This window comes from Martinezella sp. CNPSo 3795 (genome assembly GCF_057784475.1).
This window is the reverse complement of record NZ_JBXSOQ010000004.1, coordinates 62,335-81,730: the sequence shown is the minus strand read 5'-3', so window position 1 is coordinate 81,730 and position 19,396 is coordinate 62,335. Positions and strand designations below refer to the sequence as shown.

Sequence of the window (19,396 nt, the reverse complement as noted above, 5' to 3'; positions counted from 1 at the left end):
GCGGGGCCGCAGGCATTAAATTGAGGCCGAGATCACTCGCTGTCGTCGACCAGTTTCCAGACGAGTCCGCCCAACGCTCCGCCAACGATGGGCGCAACCCAGAACAGCCAAAGCTGCTGCAGAGCCCAGCCGCCGACGAAGAGAGCCTGCCCTGTCGAACGAGCCGGATTGACCGACGTGTTGGTGATCGGGATCGAGATCAGATGGATCAGCGTCAGCGCCAAGCCGATGGCGATCGGCGCGAAGCCGGCCGGCACCTTGCTGCTCGTCGAGCCCAGAATCACGACCAGGAAGAACAGCGTCAGCACGATCTCGGCCACCAGTGCCGACACCATGGAATAGCCGCCGGGAGAATGTTCCCCATAGCCGTTCGCCGCAAAGCCACCGAGCTGGAAATCAGCCTTGCCGCTTGCGATCAGATAGAGCACGGCCGCGGCGACAACGGCGCCGATGACCTGTGCGATAATATAGGGAATGAGCTGCCCGCCGGGAAAGCGGCCAGCCACCGTCAGGCCGACCGAGACAGCCGGATTGAAGTGCCCTCCTGATATGCCGCCGACGGCAAAAGCCATAGTCAGCACAGTCAGACCGAACGCAAAAGCAACGCCTAGAAAACCGATACCGAGGCTCGGAAAGGCTGCTGCGAAGATCGCACTGCCGCAGCCGCCGAATACGAGCCAAAACGTCCCAAGAAACTCAGCGATGAGTTTTTTCTGCATGAAACCTTTCTCCTCAGCCCGCAATCCAAGCGAGAATCGGCCATTGGTGAAAAAGATTCCGGTAAGGACTCGCCGGAGCACGCCTCTCCAACAACAAACACCCGCCTGATTGCTCACGAATCAACAATTACGGCAAAATAATAGCACGCAACCGCTGATTTCTTGCGCAGTTAACGTTTGCGTTGAACAAAAATTACGCTAAGGACAATTTTTATCCGCTAAGCGCTCCTTAGCATCCTCTGAATTGGTGGGAACATGACTGACGCGATATCTCCTTTATCGCCGACCCCCTCGTCATCGAACAATGCTGTTGCGAATTCCCCGGCACGTGTTCTGATCGCGAGCCTCATCGGCACAACGATCGAATTTTTCGATTTCTATGTTTATGCAACGGCGGCGGTTATCGTCTTCCCGAAGCTGTTCTTCCCGGCAAGCGATCCGACTTCGGCAACTCTGCAGTCCTTCGCGACCTTCTCCATTGCCTTCTTCGCACGCCCGATCGGCGCGATGATCTTCGGCCATTTTGGAGACCGGATCGGCCGCAAGGCGACACTGGTCGCGGCTCTGATGACCATGGGCCTCTCGACCGTCGTGATCGGCATGCTGCCGACTTATGAGTCGATCGGCGTTCTCGCACCGATTCTGCTGGCACTTTGCCGTCTCGGCCAGGGTCTTGGCCTCGGCGGGGAATGGGGCGGCGCTGTCTTGCTTGCGACGGAAAATGCACCGGAAGGCAAGCGCAGCTGGTATGCCATGTTCCCGCAGCTCGGCGCACCGATCGGCTTCATCCTTTCGGCGGGTCTGTTCCTGATTCTGCGCGAGAGCATGGCGGATGCGGATTTCCTCAACTACGGCTGGCGCGTTCCGTTCCTGATCAGCATCGTGCTGGTCGCGGTCGGGTTGTATGTCCGCCTGAAGATCACCGAAACCCCGGAATTCCAGCGGGCCATCGAGAAGGAAGAACGCGTTTCCGTTCCGATCGCCGTCATCTTCCGCTCGCATTTCCGCAGCCTGATCCTCGGCACCATTATCGCGGTCGCGACCTTCGTGCTGTTCTATCTGATGACGGCGTTCACACTGAGCTGGGGCACTCGCCCCCCGGGCAACGGGCCGCTTCCGGCCGGCCTCGGCTACTCCCAGGGCCAGTTCCTCGTCGTTCAGCTCGTCGGCGTCGTCTTCTTCGGCCTGATGATCCCGGTCTCCGGCCTCTTGTCCGACCGCTATTCGCGCCGTCTGGTTCTTATCCTGACGACGATCGGCATCCTGATCTTCGGCCTGTTCTACTCGTCGCTGCTGACGGCTGGCCTTGCCGGTGCCTTCGCCTGCTCGATCATCGGTCTTGCCCTGATGGGCTTTACCTATGGCCCGATCGGCGCGGCTCTGGCCGCCCCCTTCCCGACCAGCGTGCGCTATACCGGGGCGTCCATGACGTTCAATCTCGGCGGCATCGTCGGCGCGTCCCTGGCGCCCTACATCGCCACTTCGCTCGCGACCAATTACGGTCTGGTCTATGTCGGCTATTACCTCGCCGGCGCAGCAGTGCTCTCGCTGATCGGCATCCTGCTCTCGGGCAACGACGAAGTCTGAGAAAACAAGCATAAGCAATTGAAAAGGCCGGGTGAAAACCCGGCCTTTTTGTTGAATCATTTTATGAAGATGACACCGATTGCAGTCGGGACCTACTCCGTGGTCACACCCTGGAACGGGCGGACTTCACGGCCCGGCATGAAGTTTCCGAGGCGCTTGATTTCCCACTCCAGCTTGATGCCGGACTTTTCGAAAACCTCGCGACGGACCTGCTCGCCGAGATATTCCAGATCGTAGCCCGTCGCCTGCTCCATGTTGATCATGAAGTTGCAATGCAGCGATGACATCTGCGCGCCACCGATAACCAGACCGCGGCAACCCGCCTCGTCGATCAGCTTCCAGGCGGAGAAACCATCCGGGTTCTTGAAGGTTGAGCCACCCGTCTTCTCGCGTACCGGCTGCACCGTTTCGCGATGAGCGCGCACGGCATCCATCTCGGTGCGGATCTTGGCGCGATCCTCCGGATATCCCTCGAAAAGGACATGCGTGAAGATCAGATCTTCAGACGCATCGGAATGGCGGTAGCTGTATCCCATTTCGGCATTGGTCAGCACGTGCTTGTCGCCCTTGCGGTCGACGGCATGCACCTCAATGACGCGCTCACGGGTTTCGGCACCATTGGCGCCTGCATTCATCCGCGCGGCACCACCGATGCTCCCGGGAATGCCGTAATAGAAATGGAAACCGCCGATGCTATTGTCCATTGCCATGGCTGCGACATGCTTGTCCGGGCAGATCGCGCCGGCCAGGATGCGGTTTTCACCGGCAAGCTCGACAGAACCGAAACCCTTGGCCGAAAGCCTGAGGACAACGCCCGGAATGCCGCCATCCCGCACCAATATGTTCGAACCCACGCCGACGACCGTCAGCGGCACCTCTTCCGGCAGGATCTTCAGGAACGTGATGAGATCGTCCGTATCGTGCGGCTGGAACATCAGTTCCGCCAGCCCGCCGGCGCGGAACCACGTCACACGATCCATCGGGGCATCCGGCGTCAGCCGTCCCCTGATGTCCTTTACACCGTCGCCGAGCGACGCCAGAAGCTTTTCCCCATCTACTTGTTTCATGCGGACTTACCCGAGAGGCCTTCCAATTCCTTTGGCAATGATGCTGCCCAATATGTGATGCTACCAGCCCCCAACAGAACCACAAAATCACCAGGTCGCGCAATCTCTGCAACCATGGCGGCAAGATCTTCCTGTGAAGGCAGATAGCGTGCATCGCGATGACCGCCTGCCTTGATGCGCGAAACCAGCGTCTGCGAATCAACGCCCTCGATCGGATCTTCCCCGGCGGCATAGACGGGCGCCAGGAAGATACTGTCGGCATCGTTGAAGCAAGCCGCGAATTCCTCGAAGAGGCTCGAAAGGCGCGTGTAGCGATGTGGTTGATGAACGGCGATGATGCGGCCCTTGCAGGCTTCGCGTGCTGCCTTCAGCACCGCCTTGATTTCGACGGGATGATGGCCGTAGTCGTCGAAGACTTTGACCCCGTTCCATTCGCCGGTCAGCGTGAAGCGGCGCTTGACGCCGCCGAAGGATGCAAGGCCCTTGGCGATCGCCTCATTGGAAATCCCCAGCCGGTTGGCAACCGCAACGGCGGCGGTCGCATTGGAAATATTGTGGCGGCCCGGCATTGGCATGATGAGATCCTTGATCTGGATCACCTTGCCGGTGCGGCGTCTGCGGATTTCGATATCGAACAGCGAACGCGTGCCATCGATCCGCACATTCGAGAAACGCACGTCGGCCTGCGGGTTCTCGCCATAGGTGATGACCTTGCGGTCCTCGATGCGGCTAACCAGTGACTGCACTTCCGGATGGTCGATGCACATGACGCCGAAGCCGTAGAACGGCACATTCTCCACGAACTGCCGGAAAGCGGCGCGCACGGCATCGAAATTGCCGTAATGATCGAGATGTTCCGGATCGATATTGGTGACGACGGCAACATCCGCCGGCAGTTTCAGGAAGGTGCCATCCGACTCGTCTGCCTCGACCACCATCCACTCGCCTTCACCCATGCGCGCATTGGTGCCATAGGCATTGATGATACCGCCATTGATGACCGTGGGATCAAGGCCGCCGGCTTCTAGCAGCGTCGCGACGAGCGAGGTCGTCGTCGTCTTGCCATGCGTACCGCCGATGGCAATCGCATTGCGGAAGCGCATCAATTCGGCAAGCATTTCGGCACGGCGCACGACCGGCAGCAGCTTTTCACGCGCCGCGACCAGCTCCGGATTGCTCTTCTTGATGGCGGTGGAGACAACGACGACTTCGGCATCGCCGAGGTTTTCAGCCTTGTGACCGATATGGACCGGAATACCCTTGTCGCGCAGCCGCTGCACATTGGCACTTTCCGATTGATCGGAACCCTGCACGCGATGGCCGAGGTTATGCAGAACCTCGGCAATGCCGCTCATCCCGATGCCACCGATACCGATAAAATGCACAAGGCCGATTGCCTTCGGCAGCTTCATGCGCCTGCCCCCTTGAATTGCTGAATTGAACGTCCCACGGCAATAGCCTCAACCATGTCGGCAAGCAAGTTTGCCGCATCCGGTTTGCCCGCCTGCTTGGCTGATGCAGCCATCTTTGCGAGCTTTTCCGGCATGGTCATGGCGCCGCGCAGAATGGTGGAAAGTTTCTCCGGCGTCAGTTCCGACTGCACGATGACCTTGACGCCGCCGGTTGCCGCCAGTGCAGCCGCATTGGCCGCCTGATCGTGATCGAGCGCATGCGGATAGGGAACCAGGATCGCGGGGCGCCCAATAACCGCAAGCTCGGAGACCGTGGAGGCGCCGGAGCGGCAGAGAACCAGATGCGCAGCGCCGATGCGCTCCGCCATATCGTTGAAGAACGGCGCGACATCGGCGCCCATGTCAAGCTTTCTCGTGCAGCTGTTGACCGTCTCCATATCCTCAGGACGCACCTGCTGCGTGATCCGCAGCCGCTTTCGCAGCGGTTCCTCAAGCAGGCTGATCGCCGTAGGAACGGCCTTGGAGAAATATTGCGCCCCCTGGCTGCCGCCGAAGACGACAAGATTGAACGGATCTTCCGGACCAGATGGCACATAAGGGCGTTTTGCCGCTTCGATGACGGCCGGGCGCACGGGATTGCCCGTGGTCACCGTCTTCTCGGCAAACGCGCCGTTTTCGGTGAGGAAACCGCCGGCAATAGCGCGAACGCGCGTCGCCAGCATCTTGTTGGCGCGGCCCATGACCGCGTTCTGCTCGTGCAGCATGGACGGCACGCCCATGCGCGTCGCGGCCAGAAGCGGCGGAACCGTCGGATAGCCACCGAAGCCGACGACACAGACGGGCTTGGTGCGCTGGATCAGCTTGCGCGCTGCACGCATGCCGGTCCATAGCGTCCAGAGGGCCTGCGCAACCTTTAACGGGTTCTTCGAGCCGATCGTTGCCGAGGGCACGACATGGATATCGTCTGCCGGAAATTTGCCGGCATAGCGTTCGGCACGGCTGTCGGTGACGAGGTGCACGGAATAGCCGCGCTCCTTCAGCTTGTAGGCCAGTGCTTCGGCCGGAAATACGTGACCGCCGGTACCGCCGGCGGCAAGAAGGACAATGCCTTTACTCATGATTTTCGCTCCCGCGAATACCCCACTACTCGGGGCATCTCCCTGATATAGGAAGCCGCCCCGACCGCGTCATCGGCGCGGGCCAAGCCCCCCTCATAGACCGGCGTTTCGGGAAAAGCGACCAGAGAATGAACAGCGGGCAGGAGATATGAGGAGCGGATGGCCGGTAGTCCCAAGACGATCACTCCGCCGGCAATCCGTGCGTCACGCGGAACATGGTCCGGTCCTGCGCACGCTTTTCCGGCCTGTGACGCGTCAGCGCCAGAATGAAGCCTGCCGTCACGCAGATCGCGGTCATCGACGAACCGCCGTAGGAAATCAGCGGCAGCGTCATGCCCTTGGCCGGCAGCAGCTGCAGGTTCACGCCGATGTTGATGATCGATTGGATGCCGATCTGCAGCACCAGACCGGCGACGGCAAAACGGTTGAAGTCGTTCTTCTCCTTGTAGGCATGCGACAGGCCGCGCAACACGAGGAAGGCGAAGATCAGCACGAGCACGATGCAGAAGATGGCACCGAACTCTTCGGCCGCCACCGAGAAGATGAAGTCGGTATGGGCGTCCGGAATGATACGCTTGACGATGCCCTCGCCAGGACCGACGCCGAACCAGTTGCCATGGACGATCGCTTCCTTGGCGGTGTCGACCTGGAACGTATCGCCCTCGCCCGTCAGAAACTTGTTCACGCGTTGCGCCACGTGATCGAAGACATAATAGGCCGTGACGAAACCGCCCGCGCCGAGGCCGCCGAGCACGATGATCCACAGCCAGGGCATGCCGGCCATGAAGAACATGCCGCCCCAGACGGCGGTCGTCAGGATCGTCTGGCCAAGGTCAGGCTGCGCGACGAGCAAAGCGACGACGATGCCAAAGAGGATGATGGCGAAGAGATTACCCGGAATTTCCGGCTGACGTGCATGTTCGGAAAACAGCCAGGCGCAGACGACGACGAAAGCCGGCTTCATGAATTCCGAAGGCTGGATCGACAAGGCCGCGATATTCACCCAGCGCCGCGAGCCCTTGACCTCGATGCCGAAGAAAAGCGCGAAAAGCATCATCGCCAGCGATACGATCAGCAGGATGACGGCGGTCCGTCGCACCTGTCGGGGCGTCATGAAGGAAATGCCGATCATCGCCGCGATCGCCGGTATGAGGAACAGGGCGTGGCGCTTGACGAAATGGAACGGCTCAAGCCCGATACGCTCCGCCACCGCCGGTGAAGCCGCGAAGGACAGCATGAAGCCGATGCCGATCAAGAGGATGAAAAGGGCGAGAAACACGCGGTCGATGGTCCAGAACCATTCGGCCAAGGCCCCACGTTCAACGCGGCTTACCATATCACTTGCCTCCAGTTGCTGAACCGATCAGCATGGTGACGCCGTCGATCGCCGCGACATGGCTGACGAAGGCGTCGCCTCTGACCTCGAAATTCTTGTACTGATCGAAGCTTGCGCAAGCCGGTGACAGCATCACCGCTGCGGACTCCCGTTCATCCCTGTCCGCGTCCGCGGCAGCATGTGCCACGGCGCGTTCCAGCGTGCCGGAAATCTCATAAGGAACCTGATCGCCAAGTGTTGCCGCAAAGGCGGGTGCCGCCTCACCGATCAGATAGGCCTTGGCGATACGCGGAAAGAGCGGCGCCAGACTGGTGATGCCACCCTCCTTCGGCAGACCGCCCGCGATCCAGTAGATATTTTCGTAGCTCGAAAGCGCGGGGGCTGCCGCATCCGCATTGGTCGCCTTGGAATCGTTGACGAAGACGATCCGGCCGCGCCTTCCCACCGGCTGCATGCGATGCTTGAGGCCGGGGAAGGATTTCAGTCCGGCCCGGATCTCCTCGGCAGAAATGCCGACGGCGAGGCAGGCGGCAATCGCCGCGGCTGCGTTCTGTGCGTTATGGCCGCCGCGCAAGGTCTGGATACCATCGAGATCGGTGATCTCGCTTGCCGCACCGTTCGATGCCTGCAGGATACGGCTGCCCTCGGCATAGAGGCCATCCGCTAGGGCATGCCGGCGCGAAATTCGCGTGACCTTGCCGCCGGCTCGCTCGATACGGTCGGCGATCAGGGAGGAATAGCTGTCATCGACGCCGACGACGGCGACATCGCTGCCCGCGACAAGCCGCTCCTTGATGTCAGCGTAATGTTGCATCGTGCCATGGCGATCGAGATGATCGGGCGTCAGGTTTAGCAGGATGCCGGCGGACGGGTTGAGCGTCGGCGCCAGATCGATCTGATAGGAGGAGCATTCGACGACGTAGAAACGTCCGGATTTCGGCGGATCGAGCGTCAGCACCGCCGTACCGATATTGCCGCCGAGCTGCGTGTCCCGCCCGCTCGATTGCAGGATATGGGCGATCAGCGCCGTCGTCGTCGATTTGCCATTCGTGCCGGTGATCGCGATGAAAGGGCAATCCGGGGCATGTGCCCGCCGCTCCCTGACGAAAAGCTCGACATCGCCGATAATCTCAACACTGGCGGCATGGGCAAGATCGACGGTCCAGTGCGGCTTCGGGTGCGTCAGTGGCACGCCGGGCGACAGCACGAAAACCGACAGGCTGTTCCAGTCGATCGTCCTGAGATCGGCAACCGCTATTCCCTCGGCAGCCGCCTTAGCCACGCTGTCCGGATTGTCGTCCCAGGCCGTGACATCGGCGCCGCCGGCAACGAGCGCGTGTGCCGTGGCAAAACCGGAGCCGCCAAGGCCGAAGAGAGCGACCTTCTTTCCGTTCAGCGTGGAGACCGGAATCATCGACGCCTCACCGCAGCTTCAGGGTGGAAAGGCCGATCATCGCGAGAATGACGGCGACGATCCAGAAACGCACGACGACCTGGCTCTCCGTCCAGCCCTTCTTTTCGAAGTGATGGTGGATCGGCGCCATCAGGAAGACGCGACGCTTCGTCATCTTGAAGAAGCCGACTTGAATGATGACGGAAAGCGCCTCAAGCACGAAGAGACCGCCGATGATCGCCATGACGATCTCGTGTTTGGTGGCGACGGCAACGGAGCCGATCATGCCGCCGAGAGCCAGCGAACCAGTATCGCCCATGAAGATTGCGGCTGGCGGCGCGTTGAACCAGAGGAAACCGAGGCCGGCGCCGATGACAGCACCAAGGACGACAGCCAGTTCGCCCGTTCCAGGCACGAAATTGATCGCGAGATAGTCGGCAAAGACGAAGTTGCCGGCGAGGTAGGCGATGATGCCGAAGGAGGCCGCGGCAATCATCACAGGCACGATCGCCAGCCCATCCAGGCCGTCCGTCAGGTTGACGGCGTTACCGGCGGCAACAATGACGAAAGCGCCAAAAAATACAAAGAACATGCCGAGATTCAGCAGCAAGTTCTTGAAGAAGGGGAAGGCGACCGACGAGCCGAAGGTGGAGCCGGCAGGACCGGAGGACAGCGCCGTCGTCATCATGAAATAGACGGCAATCGCGGCAATCACGAATTCGATGCCGAGTCGTGCGCGGCCGGAAAAGCCCTTGTCGCTCTGCTTCGTGACCTTGAGATAATCGTCGTAGAAGCCAATGGCACCGAAACCGAGCGTCACAAGCAAGGTGGCGACGACGTAGACATTGGCAAGATCAGCCCACAGCAGCGACGAGACTACGATACCCGCCAGGATCATCAGGCCGCCCATGGTCGGGGTGCCGGCCTTCTTGAAATGGGTCTGCGGACCATCAGCGCGGATCGGCTGCCCTTTGCCTTGACGCACGCGCAGGGAGGAGATGATTCGCGGCCCGAAGAGAAAAACGATCAACGCTGACGTGAACAGGGCACCGCCGGTACGGAACGTGATGTATCTGAACAGATTGAGGAATCTGAAGTGGGTACTGAAAAAATGAATATGGTCCGACAGTTCGGCAAGCCAGATCAGCATAAGAGCCCTTTCTAAAGCCCCTGATGGGTGTGGGGGCCCGTGTCGGAAAATGCGGGAAATTTGTCAAGCAAGCCCGCGACGATCTTTCCGAACCCCATTCCAAGCGACGATTTCACCATCAAGACATCGCCGGGGGCGACAGAATTGAGCGCGAATTCCGAGAGCTCCTCAGTCGTCTCGTGATATTCGACATGAACACTTTCCGGCAGCTCATCCCGCAAAGCCGCCATCTCCGGACCAGCCAGCCAGACATGCTCGATGCCAGCCGCAAGCAGCGGCCCGGCAAGGTTGGCATGCACGCGCTGGGCATAATCCCCCATTTCCAACATGTCGCCGAGCATAGCGATCCGCCTGCCCACCCGTCCGCCTGGTCCGGCATGCGGCGATGTCGTCGCCAGCAACGCGATGGCCGCGCGCATGGAGGCAGGATTGGCGTTGTAGCTTTCGTCGATCAGCGTGAAGTAGCCGTTGCCGATCGCGCGCTTGTGGCGTTGGCCCCTGCCCTTTTCCGGCTGCAGGTCGGCCAGCGCATCGACCGCTTGATCGAGATCGGCCTCCACGAGCATGACGGCGCCCAGCACGGCAAGCGCGTTTTCCGCGATATGACGACCAGGGGCGCCAAGCGCCACTTCCATGGTCTCGCCGCCGATCGTCAGCCAAAGCGTCGAATTCTCTTCCGAAGCATTGAATTCGGCGAGGCGCACATCGGCCTTCGCATGCTGGCCGAAGCTATGGATGTGCTCGATGCCGGCCGCCATGGCAGCCTTCTCCAGCATCTCGAACTGATCGTTGTCGTGATTGAGAATGGCATGACCGCCCGGCACGACACCGTCGAATATCTCCGCCTTTGCGGCAGCAATCTCGGTGATGCTGTTGAAATTGCCGAGATGGGCCGGCGCAATTGTGGTGATGATCGCGACATGCGGCTGCACCATCTTGACCAGCGGCCTAATCTCTTCGGGATGGTTCATACCGATCTCGAAAACGCCGAAATCGGTATCCTCAGGCATGCGAGCCAATGTCAGCGGCACGCCCCAATGATTGTTGAAGGAAGCAACGGAGGCATGCACCTTGCCCGAAGGCGTCAGCGCGCGGCGCAGCATCTCTTTAGTCGTCGTCTTGCCGACCGAACCGGTGACGGCGATAATCTTCGCCTGCGTGCGCTTGCGGGCGGCAACACCGAGCCGCGCAAGCGCCGCCAAGACGTCATCGACGACCACCTTCGGCACGGCCAGGCCGCCCATCGCAGGCAAGCGTGCCTCACTGATCACGATGAAAGCGGCGCCGTTCGCCATAGCGATATTGGCATAGTCATGACCATCGACGCGATCGCCCTTGATGGCGAAAAAGGCTTCGCCCGGCTTGATGGAACGACTGTCTATGGAAATGCCCGTAATGCCCTCAGGCAGCACTCCGAAAGAGCGGCCGGAGATTGCAGCGATCAGATCCTCAGTTGTCCATAGCCAGCTCAAGACTTCAAATCCTCCAATGCTTTGCGCAATTCGGCATGATCGGAGAACGGCAGCGTTACACTGCCGATCGTCTGACCTTCCTCATGCCCCTTGCCGGCAACGATCAGCGTGTCGCCGGATTTCAGTAGGCCGACAGCCTTGCGGATCGCTTCGGCGCGATCGCCGATCTCCGTCGCGCAAGCGGCAGCCGCCATGATCTCCGAGCGGATCGCCGCCGGATCCTCAGAGCGCGGGTTGTCGTCGGTGACAATGACGACATCGGCCAGACGGCAGGCGATCTCACCCATGATCGGACGCTTGCCGCGATCGCGGTCGCCGCCACAGCCGAAGAGGACGATGACCCGGCCCGTCGTAAACGGCCGCACCGAATTCAGGACGTTTTCCAGCGCATCCGGCTTGTGAGCATAGTCGACATAGGCGAGCGCGCCGTCATGCGTATGACCGACCAGCTCCAGGCGGCCGGACGCACCGACGAGCTTTTCGAGCGCTGCCATGGCAACCGGTGCGGCAACACCCGTCGAAATGGCGAGGCCGGCCGCGACCAGCGCATTGGCGATCTGGAAATCTCCGGCAAGCGGGATATGAACTTCGAAGATATCGTCGCCAACATGGACCTCGGCGATCTGCTTGTGGCGAAAATGCTCGACGCGCTTCAGCGTCAGGAAATCGCCCTTGCGCCCGACGGTGCGGACATCATGCCCAGCGTCTCTGGCGGCGGCAATCGCCTGCGCAGACCAGGCGTCATCGGCAAAGATAACAGCTGGCGAACCCTTCGGCAGCAAATCGCGGAACAGCCGCATCTTGGCCGCCATATAGTCCTCGACCGTCGGATGGTAATCCATGTGATCGCGGCCGAGATTGGTGAAGGCAGCAGCAGCAAGCTTCACGCCGTCGAGCCGGAACTGGTCGAGGCCGTGGCTGGATGCTTCCATCGCCGCATGGGTAACGCCCTCGTCCGCCAGTTCGGCCAGCAACTTGTGCAACGACACCGGATCGGGCGTCGTCAGCGCGCCATATTCGTTGCGGGTCGGTGAAACGACGCCCGTCGTGCCGATCATGGCGGCCGGATGGCCGGCATATGCCCAGATCTGGCGCGTGAAAGAAGCAACGGAGGTCTTGCCCGCAGTTCCCGTCACCGCCACCATGGTTTCCGGCTGGCGCCCGTAAAAACGGGAAGCGGCGACAGCGAGGAACCGGCGCGGCTCGTCAACCTGCAGCAGCGGCACATTACCGGCATCAGCCAAGTGACCCGCAACGATAACGGAAGCACCGCGCGAAACGGCATCGGCAATGAAACTTGCTCCATCCGCCTTCGTGCCGGCAACGGCAACAAAGGCCATGCCTGGCGCCACTTTACGGCTGTCGGCGGAGATCCCGCTTATCTCAAGATCGCCAAGCGCTCCGCCAATATGTGTGTTGAGTTCCGGAAACTCATTTCCGGCAATATCCCGCAAGTTCATCGAATGTACTTTTCGCCTTCTCGATCAGTCCGCCCCTCGCGAATCGACGTGTGTATTCTTTCACGCTTAATAAGACGCCAGCAAGGCCGAGTCATCTTTTCCAAAACTGGGCTGTACCCCGAGAATTGGCGCCGCGCGAGCGACGATGTCACGCGCGATCGGCAATGCCGTGAAGGCCGAAATCGTCCCACCGCCGCGCTCGCCGCTCTTCGGCTCATCGATGAACGTCATGACGATATATTGCGGATTGTCGATCGGAAACACGGCCATGAAGGTATTGAAGTTCAGCGTATTGGAATACCGGCCGTTGACCACCTTATCGGCCGTGCCGGTCTTGCTGCCGACATTGTAGCCGGGAACGCGGGCGTTGCGACCCGAGCCCCTGGTGCCGTTGAACTCGAGCAGGAAGCGCACGTCATCACTGGTACTCTTCTTGACGACCATCTTGGCGATGGCATCGGCCTGGTCGCGCGTGCGCGGCAGGAAGGTCGGTTCTATCAGCTTGCCGCCGTTGACGAGCGCTGCTCCCGCAACGGCTGTCTGCAAGGGCGTCGTCGAGACGCCGTGGCCGAAAGAGATCGTGATAGAATTGATCTTCTTCCAGACCCGTGGCTGCGACGGCATCTTCACTTCGGGCAACTCGGTCTGCATCTTCGTGAGCAGGCCGATACGGGTAAGGAACTCCTTATGCCCCTCGATCCCGACAAGATCGGCGATCTTGGCCGTGCCGATGTTCGAGGAGTACTGGAAAATTTCGGGAACCGTCAAAACGCGCCGCTGACCGTGGAAATCCTTGATGGTAAAGCCACCGATGCGAATCGGATTGGTGGCATCGAAGGCATCACGCAACGTCACCTTGCCATCATCCAGCGCCATGGCCATGGTGAAGGTCTTGAAGGTCGACCCCATTTCGAATGTGCCATTTGTCATGCGATTGAGCCAGCCTTCCGTGGCGCCCTCGTTCGGATAGTTCGGATCGAAGTCCGGAGCCGAGGCCATACCGAGAACCTCGCCGGTGTGAACGTCGAGGACTGCGGCACCTGCGCCCTTGGCCTGGAAATTCTTGACGGCATTAACGACCGCATCGCGAACGATGCCTTGTACGCGCAGATCGATCGAAAGCTTCACCGGCTGCAGCGGCTGATCGTTGGTCATGCCCGCAGCAGCGAGGTCGGCGAGCCCCTGGTCGTCGATATATTTCTCCATGCCCGCAACGCCGCGATTGTCGATATTGACGTAGCCGAGAATATGGGGAGCGGTCGTGCCGCCCGGATAGAAGCGGCGCTTCTCCGGACGGAAGCCGATGCCGGGAATGCCGAGCGCCAAAATCTGGTTCTGCTGCTTCGGCGTCAGCTGCCGACGGAGCCAGGCAAAGTGCGAGGATTTCGCCGAAAGCTTCTTGTAGGTGGATTTGGTATCGAGATCCGGCAGAACCTTGCGCAATTCCTCGACGGCTTCGTCCGCGTCGATGATCTTGTTCGGCTCGGCAAACAGCGAGACCGTGCGGATGTCGGTTGCCAGCAGGGCGCCATTACGGTCGACGATATCAGGACGCGAGGCCATCAGACGATCCGGAGGCAGAATGCTTGACGTCATCTCAGGCAATGTCATGGCGAATTGGACAAGCCGGCCGCCGATCACGCAATAGACGGCGACGAAGCTTGCGACCAACAGGACGACGCGGCTCTTTGCCTGACTGGACTTGCGCTTGCGCACGCCTTCAAAGCTCGAACGAGAAAAGCCGTCGCTTGGGCGGTTGTTGCCGTCCGTGGAGAAATGGGCCTTGCTCTTCAGGACCATGATGCGCGAAAGAAAAGACATTAATCCCTCACCGATCCCGTTGCCATGTTGTCGACATCCGGCTTCTTGCGCTTGGCAAGAGCAGGCGGTTTCGGTCGCGGCGCCGGAGCGGCTGCGACATCGGCGATGGCCTTCCTGATCTGAGCATCCGTCGTATCGCCGTTGCTCGAGGCCACCGATGCGCCGCTCTTGGCACCGCCTGCCTTGCCGCTCTTCGGATCGTTGGAGGCCGTTACCGTCGGCGGCGGAAGCTGCGAGCGCAACATCGGCAATTCGCTCGGCTGAACGATCGCCGTCGAGAGCGTCGGCTGCAGCTGAAGTTCGCTGTTGTAGGTGTTGACGAGGCGTTCGAGCCGGTTCGGCTGAGAAACCAGTGCCCAGTCCGCCTTGAGGAGATCGATCGTATCCCTCTCAAGCTTGATTTCGGATTCGAGGCGGCGAACCTCTTCCAGCTTCAGCTCGGCACGATGCTTGATCGTATAGGTCACGCTGGCCATAGCCGTCATGACGCCGATCAGCACAATGTCAAAAGTCTTCAGCATTTTAGCCCCCAAGCTTTCCAAGACTGGCGAGACTGGGCAGATCGAAGATCGAAAGATCTGCCGCCTCTGCCGGAGCCAAGGTGCGAACCCCCGCACGCAACTTGGCCGAACGAGCGCGCGGATTGGCTTCCGCTTCGGAAGCGCTCGCAGAAATCATCGATTTGCCGACCGGCTCGAAAGTGGCGGGCCGCTCATTCACGATCGGCATGTGACGCGATCCGGCAGCACGACCCGAACGGTCGGCGAAGAACTTCTTGACGATCCGATCTTCAAGTGAATGGAAGGTCACGACGACAAGGCGCCCGCCGGGCTTGAGGGCGCGCTCAGCTGCAAACAATGCCTGAGCCAGCTCACCGAGCTCGTCATTGACGAAAATCCGCAGGGCCTGAAAGACCCGCGTCGCCGGATGAATCTTGTCCTTCGCCTTTCTCGGCGTCACGACCTCGATCAACCCGGCCAGATCGCGCGTCGTCACGAAAGGAGCCTCCGCGCGCCGTTTCTCGATCGCGTGAGCGATGCGCGGCGCCTGCTTTTCCTCGCCCAGAAACACGAAGATACGAATGAGATCGGCAAGCTTGGCGCGATTGACGACATCGGCGGCCGAGACACCGCTCGCCGACATACGCATGTCAAGCGGGCCGTTTTTGCTGAAGGAAAAACCGCGCTCGGCCTCATCGAGCTGCATGGAGGAGACGCCGATATCGAGCACGACGCCATCGAGACCGCCTTCAGGAGCATGCTCGACCAACTGAGAAAACTGCGATTGAATGAGCTTGAGATGGCCAGCATGGGCGGAAACGAGCGCCTGCCCTGCAGCAATCGCTGTCGGATCGCGATCAAGCGCGATCACATTGGCGCCAGCCTTAAGGATGGCTGAGGTATAGCCGCCAGCCCCGAACGTTCCATCGAGGATGACCTTGCCAGGCGCCGGAGCCAGCGCCTCCAACACCTCGCGAAGAAGAACCGGAATGTGACGAACCGGTCCGCCACCGGCATCAGAAGAACCTCCGCCTGAATTCGCCGCCATTCCGCTTCCCCGCTCTATTCCGAGCGCCCGCCCGCCAGCCTGCGCTCCTCTCGTGCCTGCGACTGCAAGGCCAAGAAGGCCTCCGGTCGCCACAATTGAAAATGATCCGCCCGACCGACGAAGGTTACTTCGCTTGCGATCCCGGTGAAGTCGCGAATGAAATCCGTGACCATCAGCCGCCCTTCCGCATCGAGCTTCATGAAGACCCCGCCCCCGTGAATGAGGAGCGACATCTGGTTTGCCGCCGGCGAAAACGGATCGTCCGTCGCAATCTGCCGCTCGAAGCGATCGAGCAGATCGAGACCACCGACGCTGATCGCCGGAAACACAAAATCCTGAAAGCAGTACAGCTCCTGGATATTGCGCTCGACCAACACAGAACGAAACGCCGCCGGCACGGAAACCCGCCCCTTGGAATCGATCCGGTTGGTCGCATTTGACAGGAAGCGGTTCATGACGCGAAACACCCGTCCCCCATGACCCGCAAGCCGCTACTCGCTTACAGGCATAGCCAAAATCGGACACAGCTTCGCAAGCCAAAAGAGCCGACACCCCTTCGACACTCCCAGAACGGGAGCAATCATGGCTTTGCGATAATTGGGCTCTGATTTGCCCTTGTGCAGTGTTCTTTTGGGATACCATGGGACCATATGGGCGTCAATGGGATGAAGCCACGTCAGACGTGGCCGCAGCCTGAATATTCATAAGACGTTAAGTTTAACGAAAGGTTAGGATCGGCTTCAGGATACGTCCCGAAACGGATTGTTTTCACAGGTTAAAACCCTCGCCTATCGAGGGCTGAAGGCGTTGAAATGCAGGGCATTCGGCAGCTTCGAAAATTATTTGGCGGAAGCGTTGAACGCGCCGCCCGAAGTGACGCGATGATTTGCCAGTTGGCCTGTAAGCCGGGTTCTGTATGGCTCCGGCCAAGACCGGAACGTGGCAGCCATTCATCTGGGACGCCGCTTGCGCGACGCCTCGTGCAACCCACCCGGATGACCGGCCCGGAAACAGGCTGGAGCGCTTGCGCGCTCCGTGTCATCCCTATTCGGTTTTGCTCCCGGTGGGGTTTTCCGTGCCGTCGCTGTTGCCAGAGACGCGGTGGGCTCTTACCCCACCCTTTCACCCTTACCCGATCCGAAGATCGGGCGGTTTGCTTTCTGTGGCACTTTCCCTGAGGTTGCCCCCGCCGGACGTTATCCGGCACCGTGTTTCCGTGGAGCCCGGACTTTCCTCACCCCATCGCCTTTCGGCATTGATGAAGCGCGGCTGCCCGGCCAACTGGCACAGGCTCATTAACCGAGACCGCCCGCAATTGCCACCGAAATATGCTGGTTTGTGAAGAGCGGATGTCAGTTGCGGAAATGCGCTGAGAAATCCGTGCTGTAGCCTTCGTCCTTGATTCGGCCTGTAAGCAGCAGTTCCGCCCCGAGCCGTCCGATTTCATCGGAACTCTTGGCGGCTGTACCGCAGCCACCCGTCAGAACCGCAACACGCGGTGAAGAGGTATAGCCGATCATGGGATAGCCCGTTGGCGAATAGGAGACGGCACAGGAATTGGTGAAAGCCGGCGGCCGCCTCACGCCGGGAACGAGCCTATGGAATATCCGCACCAGATGCTCGCGAGCCTTGTCGCGGCCGGCGGTGCGGAACCAGGCACGCAGCTCCGCCTCGGTCGTGAATTGCAAATCATCGGGATCGCCACCGATCTTCATGTAATATTTGCCGTCCGGATAGCGGATCGGCGGCAGCATATAGATGCTGTCCAAATCATCAGCCGCCTTCGATATCAGCGATGGCATGCCGGAAAGGGCTTGAGCTTCCGCCTCGCTCACCTCGAAGAAAGTGATCGTGCGGCCATAAACCTTCATCTCAACAGGTCGCGGCAAGAGATTCTCGGCAATGGAGAAACCGCCGGCAGCGAGCAATATCTTTTCGGCGCTGAATGTCTCGCCCTCGGCGGTCGTCACGACAGCTAGGCCGCCCTCGTCGCGGATCGACAGCGCCGTCTGCTTGATGACGCGCGCGCCTGCCTTTTCCGCCAGCAGGGATTGTGCCTTGACCAGCCGGCGCGGGCTGATATGGCCGGCCCCATGCGGTTCGAAGACCCCTTCGCTTCCCGATGCGAAGGAGAAGAAGGGAAACTTCACCTTGAGCTCGGCATCATCGAGGATATCGGTTTGCACGCCGAGCCGCCTGGCCGCTTCCACGACATCGCCGACATAAGCTATTTCACCGCCCCGCTCCGGCCCGACAACAAGGCAGCCGACCGGAGCATAGAATTGAATGCCGCTATCCCGTTCGATATCCGCATAGCGGCTGATCGAACGGTTTGCGAGACGGGCCCAGTTCGTGTCCGGATCGATCGTGCGGGTGATGCGGCCCTCGTCGTAATGACTGCCGAAGACACCCTGATGGCTGGCGCGATCTTCAGGTTCATCCGGTCCGATGACGGCAACGCCGTCCGTTTGGTTTGCCAGGTGACGGGCAGCGGCTGCCCCCATCATGCCCCGGCCAACGACGATGAACCTGAAATCCGCTGCCATGCTGTAACCCTCATCCATAGCCGCGATTTCGATAGCACGGAAAACGATTCCGCCCTATCCGAAATCCTGGCATGAATGTCAGTCCAGAAGGGCAAGCACCTTGCCGCAATAACGCTTCGAGATCGGATTCATGCGCGTAGCGCCGTGGCCGGCATTGTATTTGAGAATGGTGTTGCAGGTCGGTCCGCCGCCAAGGTCCTGCGCCATGGCAAGATATTTCATGCCGAACTTGATGTTCGTTTCGGGATCGTAGAGACCCTTGGTGCGGCCGGTATAGCCCATCAGCTTGGCGGTCGCCGGCTTGATCTGCATCAGGCCGATTTCGCCTGCACTTCCACGAGTTTTCGGATTGAAATTGCTTTCGATCTGAATGACGGCAGTGGCGAGTTCAACTGCAACGCCGTTCTGCTTGGCATATTTGGCAATCAGTGCGGAATAGCGATTTTGCCGTGCGAAGGAGGTCTCGGCGTCGCGCAATTCGGCGGGAACATTGGGAACCGGAAAGCCGGTGGTGCGGCTGACGATCTTGAGAGGAACCGTTTTCTGCTTCGCATGGCGCTCGCCTGCAGAGGCACAATCATATCCCGCCAGCAGCACGCCCACGCATGCCACAGCCGCAACAATCAAATTTTTCATGTAGTCTTTTGTCTCCAGGGGCGGGACCGCGGATAGCGCAAGCCATCACGTCCGGCTGGAGGCAAAAAGAGCCGCCGGAATGCACAGTCCCCATTAGTCGTCTACGGCCGCGCGACACACAAACCCAGACG

Annotated in this window: 16 protein-coding genes and 1 other RNA gene; 1 reads left to right on the top strand and 16 read right to left on the bottom strand. The window is 60.2% G+C overall.

Annotated elements, in window-relative coordinates; all coding sequences use genetic code 11:
* Nucleotides 1-32: 32 nt before the first annotated feature.
* On the bottom strand, nt 33-719 hold the full coding sequence (aqpZ, locus tag AC13QY_RS13755) for an aquaporin Z (RefSeq protein WP_113332911.1): 687 nt from the start codon (nt 717-719) through the stop codon (nt 33-35).
* Nucleotides 720-974: 255 nt separating this feature from the next.
* Between aqpZ and AC13QY_RS13750 the strand changes: the two genes are divergently transcribed.
* Nucleotides 975-2,306, top strand: a complete 1,332-nt coding sequence (locus AC13QY_RS13750; protein ID WP_106998269.1) for an MFS transporter — start codon at nt 975-977, stop codon at nt 2,304-2,306.
* Between the two features lie 92 nt (nt 2,307-2,398).
* Here AC13QY_RS13750 and murB read toward each other — a convergent pair whose 3' ends face one another.
* The 15 genes from murB to AC13QY_RS13675 form a co-directional block, all read right to left on the bottom strand.
* Nucleotides 2,399-3,373, bottom strand: a complete 975-nt coding sequence (murB, locus tag AC13QY_RS13745; protein ID WP_113332909.1) for a UDP-N-acetylmuramate dehydrogenase — start codon at nt 3,371-3,373, stop codon at nt 2,399-2,401.
* Nucleotides 3,370-4,785, bottom strand: a complete 1,416-nt coding sequence (gene murC, locus AC13QY_RS13740; RefSeq protein WP_113351966.1) for a UDP-N-acetylmuramate--L-alanine ligase — start codon at nt 4,783-4,785, stop codon at nt 3,370-3,372. Before murC ends, murB begins: the two co-directional genes overlap by 4 nt.
* Complete coding sequence (gene murG / locus AC13QY_RS13735) at nt 4,782-5,903, bottom strand: undecaprenyldiphospho-muramoylpentapeptide beta-N-acetylglucosaminyltransferase (protein WP_488493600.1); 1,122 nt, start codon at nt 5,901-5,903, stop codon at nt 4,782-4,784. Before murG ends, murC begins: the two co-directional genes overlap by 4 nt.
* 181 nt (nt 5,904-6,084) lie before the next feature.
* The gene (gene ftsW, locus AC13QY_RS13730; protein ID WP_069612536.1) at nt 6,085-7,239 is read right to left on the bottom strand and encodes a putative lipid II flippase FtsW; all 1,155 of its coding nucleotides are present in this window, start codon (nt 7,237-7,239) and stop codon (nt 6,085-6,087) included.
* A 1-nt stretch (nt 7,240) separates the two neighbouring features.
* Nucleotides 7,241-8,653 carry a UDP-N-acetylmuramoyl-L-alanine--D-glutamate ligase gene (murD, locus tag AC13QY_RS13725; protein WP_113351964.1) on the bottom strand — a complete coding sequence of 471 codons (1,413 nt, stop codon included), beginning with the start codon at nt 8,651-8,653 and terminating at the stop codon, nt 7,241-7,243.
* A gap of 7 nt (nt 8,654-8,660) precedes the next feature.
* Entirely contained in the window at nt 8,661-9,782 is a 1,122-nt protein-coding gene (gene mraY / locus AC13QY_RS13720; protein WP_113351963.1) for a phospho-N-acetylmuramoyl-pentapeptide-transferase, read from the bottom strand.
* Nucleotides 9,783-9,793: 11 nt separating this feature from the next.
* A complete protein-coding gene (locus tag AC13QY_RS13715; RefSeq protein WP_113351962.1) occupies nt 9,794-11,254 on the bottom strand; it encodes a UDP-N-acetylmuramoylalanyl-D-glutamyl-2,6-diaminopimelate--D-alanyl-D-alanine ligase in 1,461 nt (486 codons plus the stop codon).
* Nucleotides 11,251-12,714, bottom strand: a complete 1,464-nt coding sequence (locus AC13QY_RS13710; protein WP_113351961.1) for a UDP-N-acetylmuramoyl-L-alanyl-D-glutamate--2,6-diaminopimelate ligase — start codon at nt 12,712-12,714, stop codon at nt 11,251-11,253. Before AC13QY_RS13710 ends, AC13QY_RS13715 begins: the two co-directional genes overlap by 4 nt.
* Before the next feature lie 66 nt (nt 12,715-12,780).
* Nucleotides 12,781-14,535: a peptidoglycan D,D-transpeptidase FtsI family protein gene (locus AC13QY_RS13705; protein WP_069612541.1), complete on the bottom strand. Its 1,755-nt coding sequence runs from the start codon at nt 14,533-14,535 to the stop codon at nt 12,781-12,783.
* Nucleotides 14,535-15,056 carry a cell division protein FtsL gene (ftsL, locus tag AC13QY_RS13700; protein ID WP_113332903.1) on the bottom strand — a complete coding sequence of 174 codons (522 nt, stop codon included), beginning with the start codon at nt 15,054-15,056 and terminating at the stop codon, nt 14,535-14,537. Before ftsL ends, AC13QY_RS13705 begins: the two co-directional genes overlap by 1 nt.
* A gap of 1 nt (nt 15,057) precedes the next feature.
* The gene (rsmH, locus tag AC13QY_RS13695; protein WP_113501218.1) at nt 15,058-16,083 is read right to left on the bottom strand and encodes a 16S rRNA (cytosine(1402)-N(4))-methyltransferase RsmH; all 1,026 of its coding nucleotides are present in this window, start codon (nt 16,081-16,083) and stop codon (nt 15,058-15,060) included.
* Between the two features lie 14 nt (nt 16,084-16,097).
* Entirely contained in the window at nt 16,098-16,538 is a 441-nt protein-coding gene (gene mraZ, locus AC13QY_RS13690) for a division/cell wall cluster transcriptional repressor MraZ (protein WP_488493599.1), read from the bottom strand.
* A gap of 430 nt (nt 16,539-16,968) precedes the next feature.
* An RNA gene (rnpB, locus tag AC13QY_RS13685) (RNase P RNA component class A) lies at nt 16,969-17,368 on the bottom strand.
* A gap of 67 nt (nt 17,369-17,435) precedes the next feature.
* The gene (locus AC13QY_RS13680; protein WP_113333130.1) at nt 17,436-18,629 is read right to left on the bottom strand and encodes an NAD(P)/FAD-dependent oxidoreductase; all 1,194 of its coding nucleotides are present in this window, start codon (nt 18,627-18,629) and stop codon (nt 17,436-17,438) included.
* A gap of 78 nt (nt 18,630-18,707) precedes the next feature.
* On the bottom strand, nt 18,708-19,265 hold the full coding sequence (locus tag AC13QY_RS13675) for a lytic transglycosylase domain-containing protein (protein WP_488493598.1): 558 nt from the start codon (nt 19,263-19,265) through the stop codon (nt 18,708-18,710).
* Nucleotides 19,266-19,396: the final 131 nt, after the last annotated feature.

What these genes read in the sequence shown, in the direction of transcription:
- AC13QY_RS13675 (WP_488493598.1), bottom strand. Translation starts at nt 19,265, where the DNA reads ATGAAAAATTTGATTGTTGCGGCTGTGGCATGCGTGGGCGTGCTGCTG.
- murG (WP_488493600.1), bottom strand. Translation starts at nt 5,903, where the DNA reads ATGAGTAAAGGCATTGTCCTTCTTGCCGCCGGCGGTACCGGCGGTCAC.
- murC (WP_113351966.1), bottom strand. Translation starts at nt 4,785, where the DNA reads ATGAAGCTGCCGAAGGCAATCGGCCTTGTGCATTTTATCGGTATCGGT.
- murD (WP_113351964.1), bottom strand. Translation starts at nt 8,653, where the DNA reads ATGATTCCGGTCTCCACGCTGAACGGAAAGAAGGTCGCTCTCTTCGGC.
- ftsL (WP_113332903.1), bottom strand. Translation starts at nt 15,056, where the DNA reads ATGCTGAAGACTTTTGACATTGTGCTGATCGGCGTCATGACGGCTATG.
- murB (WP_113332909.1), bottom strand. Translation starts at nt 3,373, where the DNA reads ATGAAACAAGTAGATGGGGAAAAGCTTCTGGCGTCGCTCGGCGACGGT.
- mraZ (WP_488493599.1), bottom strand. Translation starts at nt 16,538, where the DNA reads ATGAACCGCTTCCTGTCAAATGCGACCAACCGGATCGATTCCAAGGGG.
- AC13QY_RS13750 (WP_106998269.1), top strand. Translation starts at nt 975, where the DNA reads ATGACTGACGCGATATCTCCTTTATCGCCGACCCCCTCGTCATCGAAC.
- aqpZ (WP_113332911.1), bottom strand. Translation starts at nt 719, where the DNA reads ATGCAGAAAAAACTCATCGCTGAGTTTCTTGGGACGTTTTGGCTCGTA.
- mraY (WP_113351963.1), bottom strand. Translation starts at nt 9,782, where the DNA reads ATGCTGATCTGGCTTGCCGAACTGTCGGACCATATTCATTTTTTCAGT.
- AC13QY_RS13710 (WP_113351961.1), bottom strand. Translation starts at nt 12,714, where the DNA reads ATGAACTTGCGGGATATTGCCGGAAATGAGTTTCCGGAACTCAACACA.
- AC13QY_RS13680 (WP_113333130.1), bottom strand. Translation starts at nt 18,629, where the DNA reads ATGGCAGCGGATTTCAGGTTCATCGTCGTTGGCCGGGGCATGATGGGG.
- rsmH (WP_113501218.1), bottom strand. Translation starts at nt 16,083, where the DNA reads ATGGCGGCGAATTCAGGCGGAGGTTCTTCTGATGCCGGTGGCGGACCG.
- ftsW (WP_069612536.1), bottom strand. Translation starts at nt 7,239, where the DNA reads ATGGTAAGCCGCGTTGAACGTGGGGCCTTGGCCGAATGGTTCTGGACC.
- AC13QY_RS13705 (WP_069612541.1), bottom strand. Translation starts at nt 14,535, where the DNA reads ATGTCTTTTCTTTCGCGCATCATGGTCCTGAAGAGCAAGGCCCATTTC.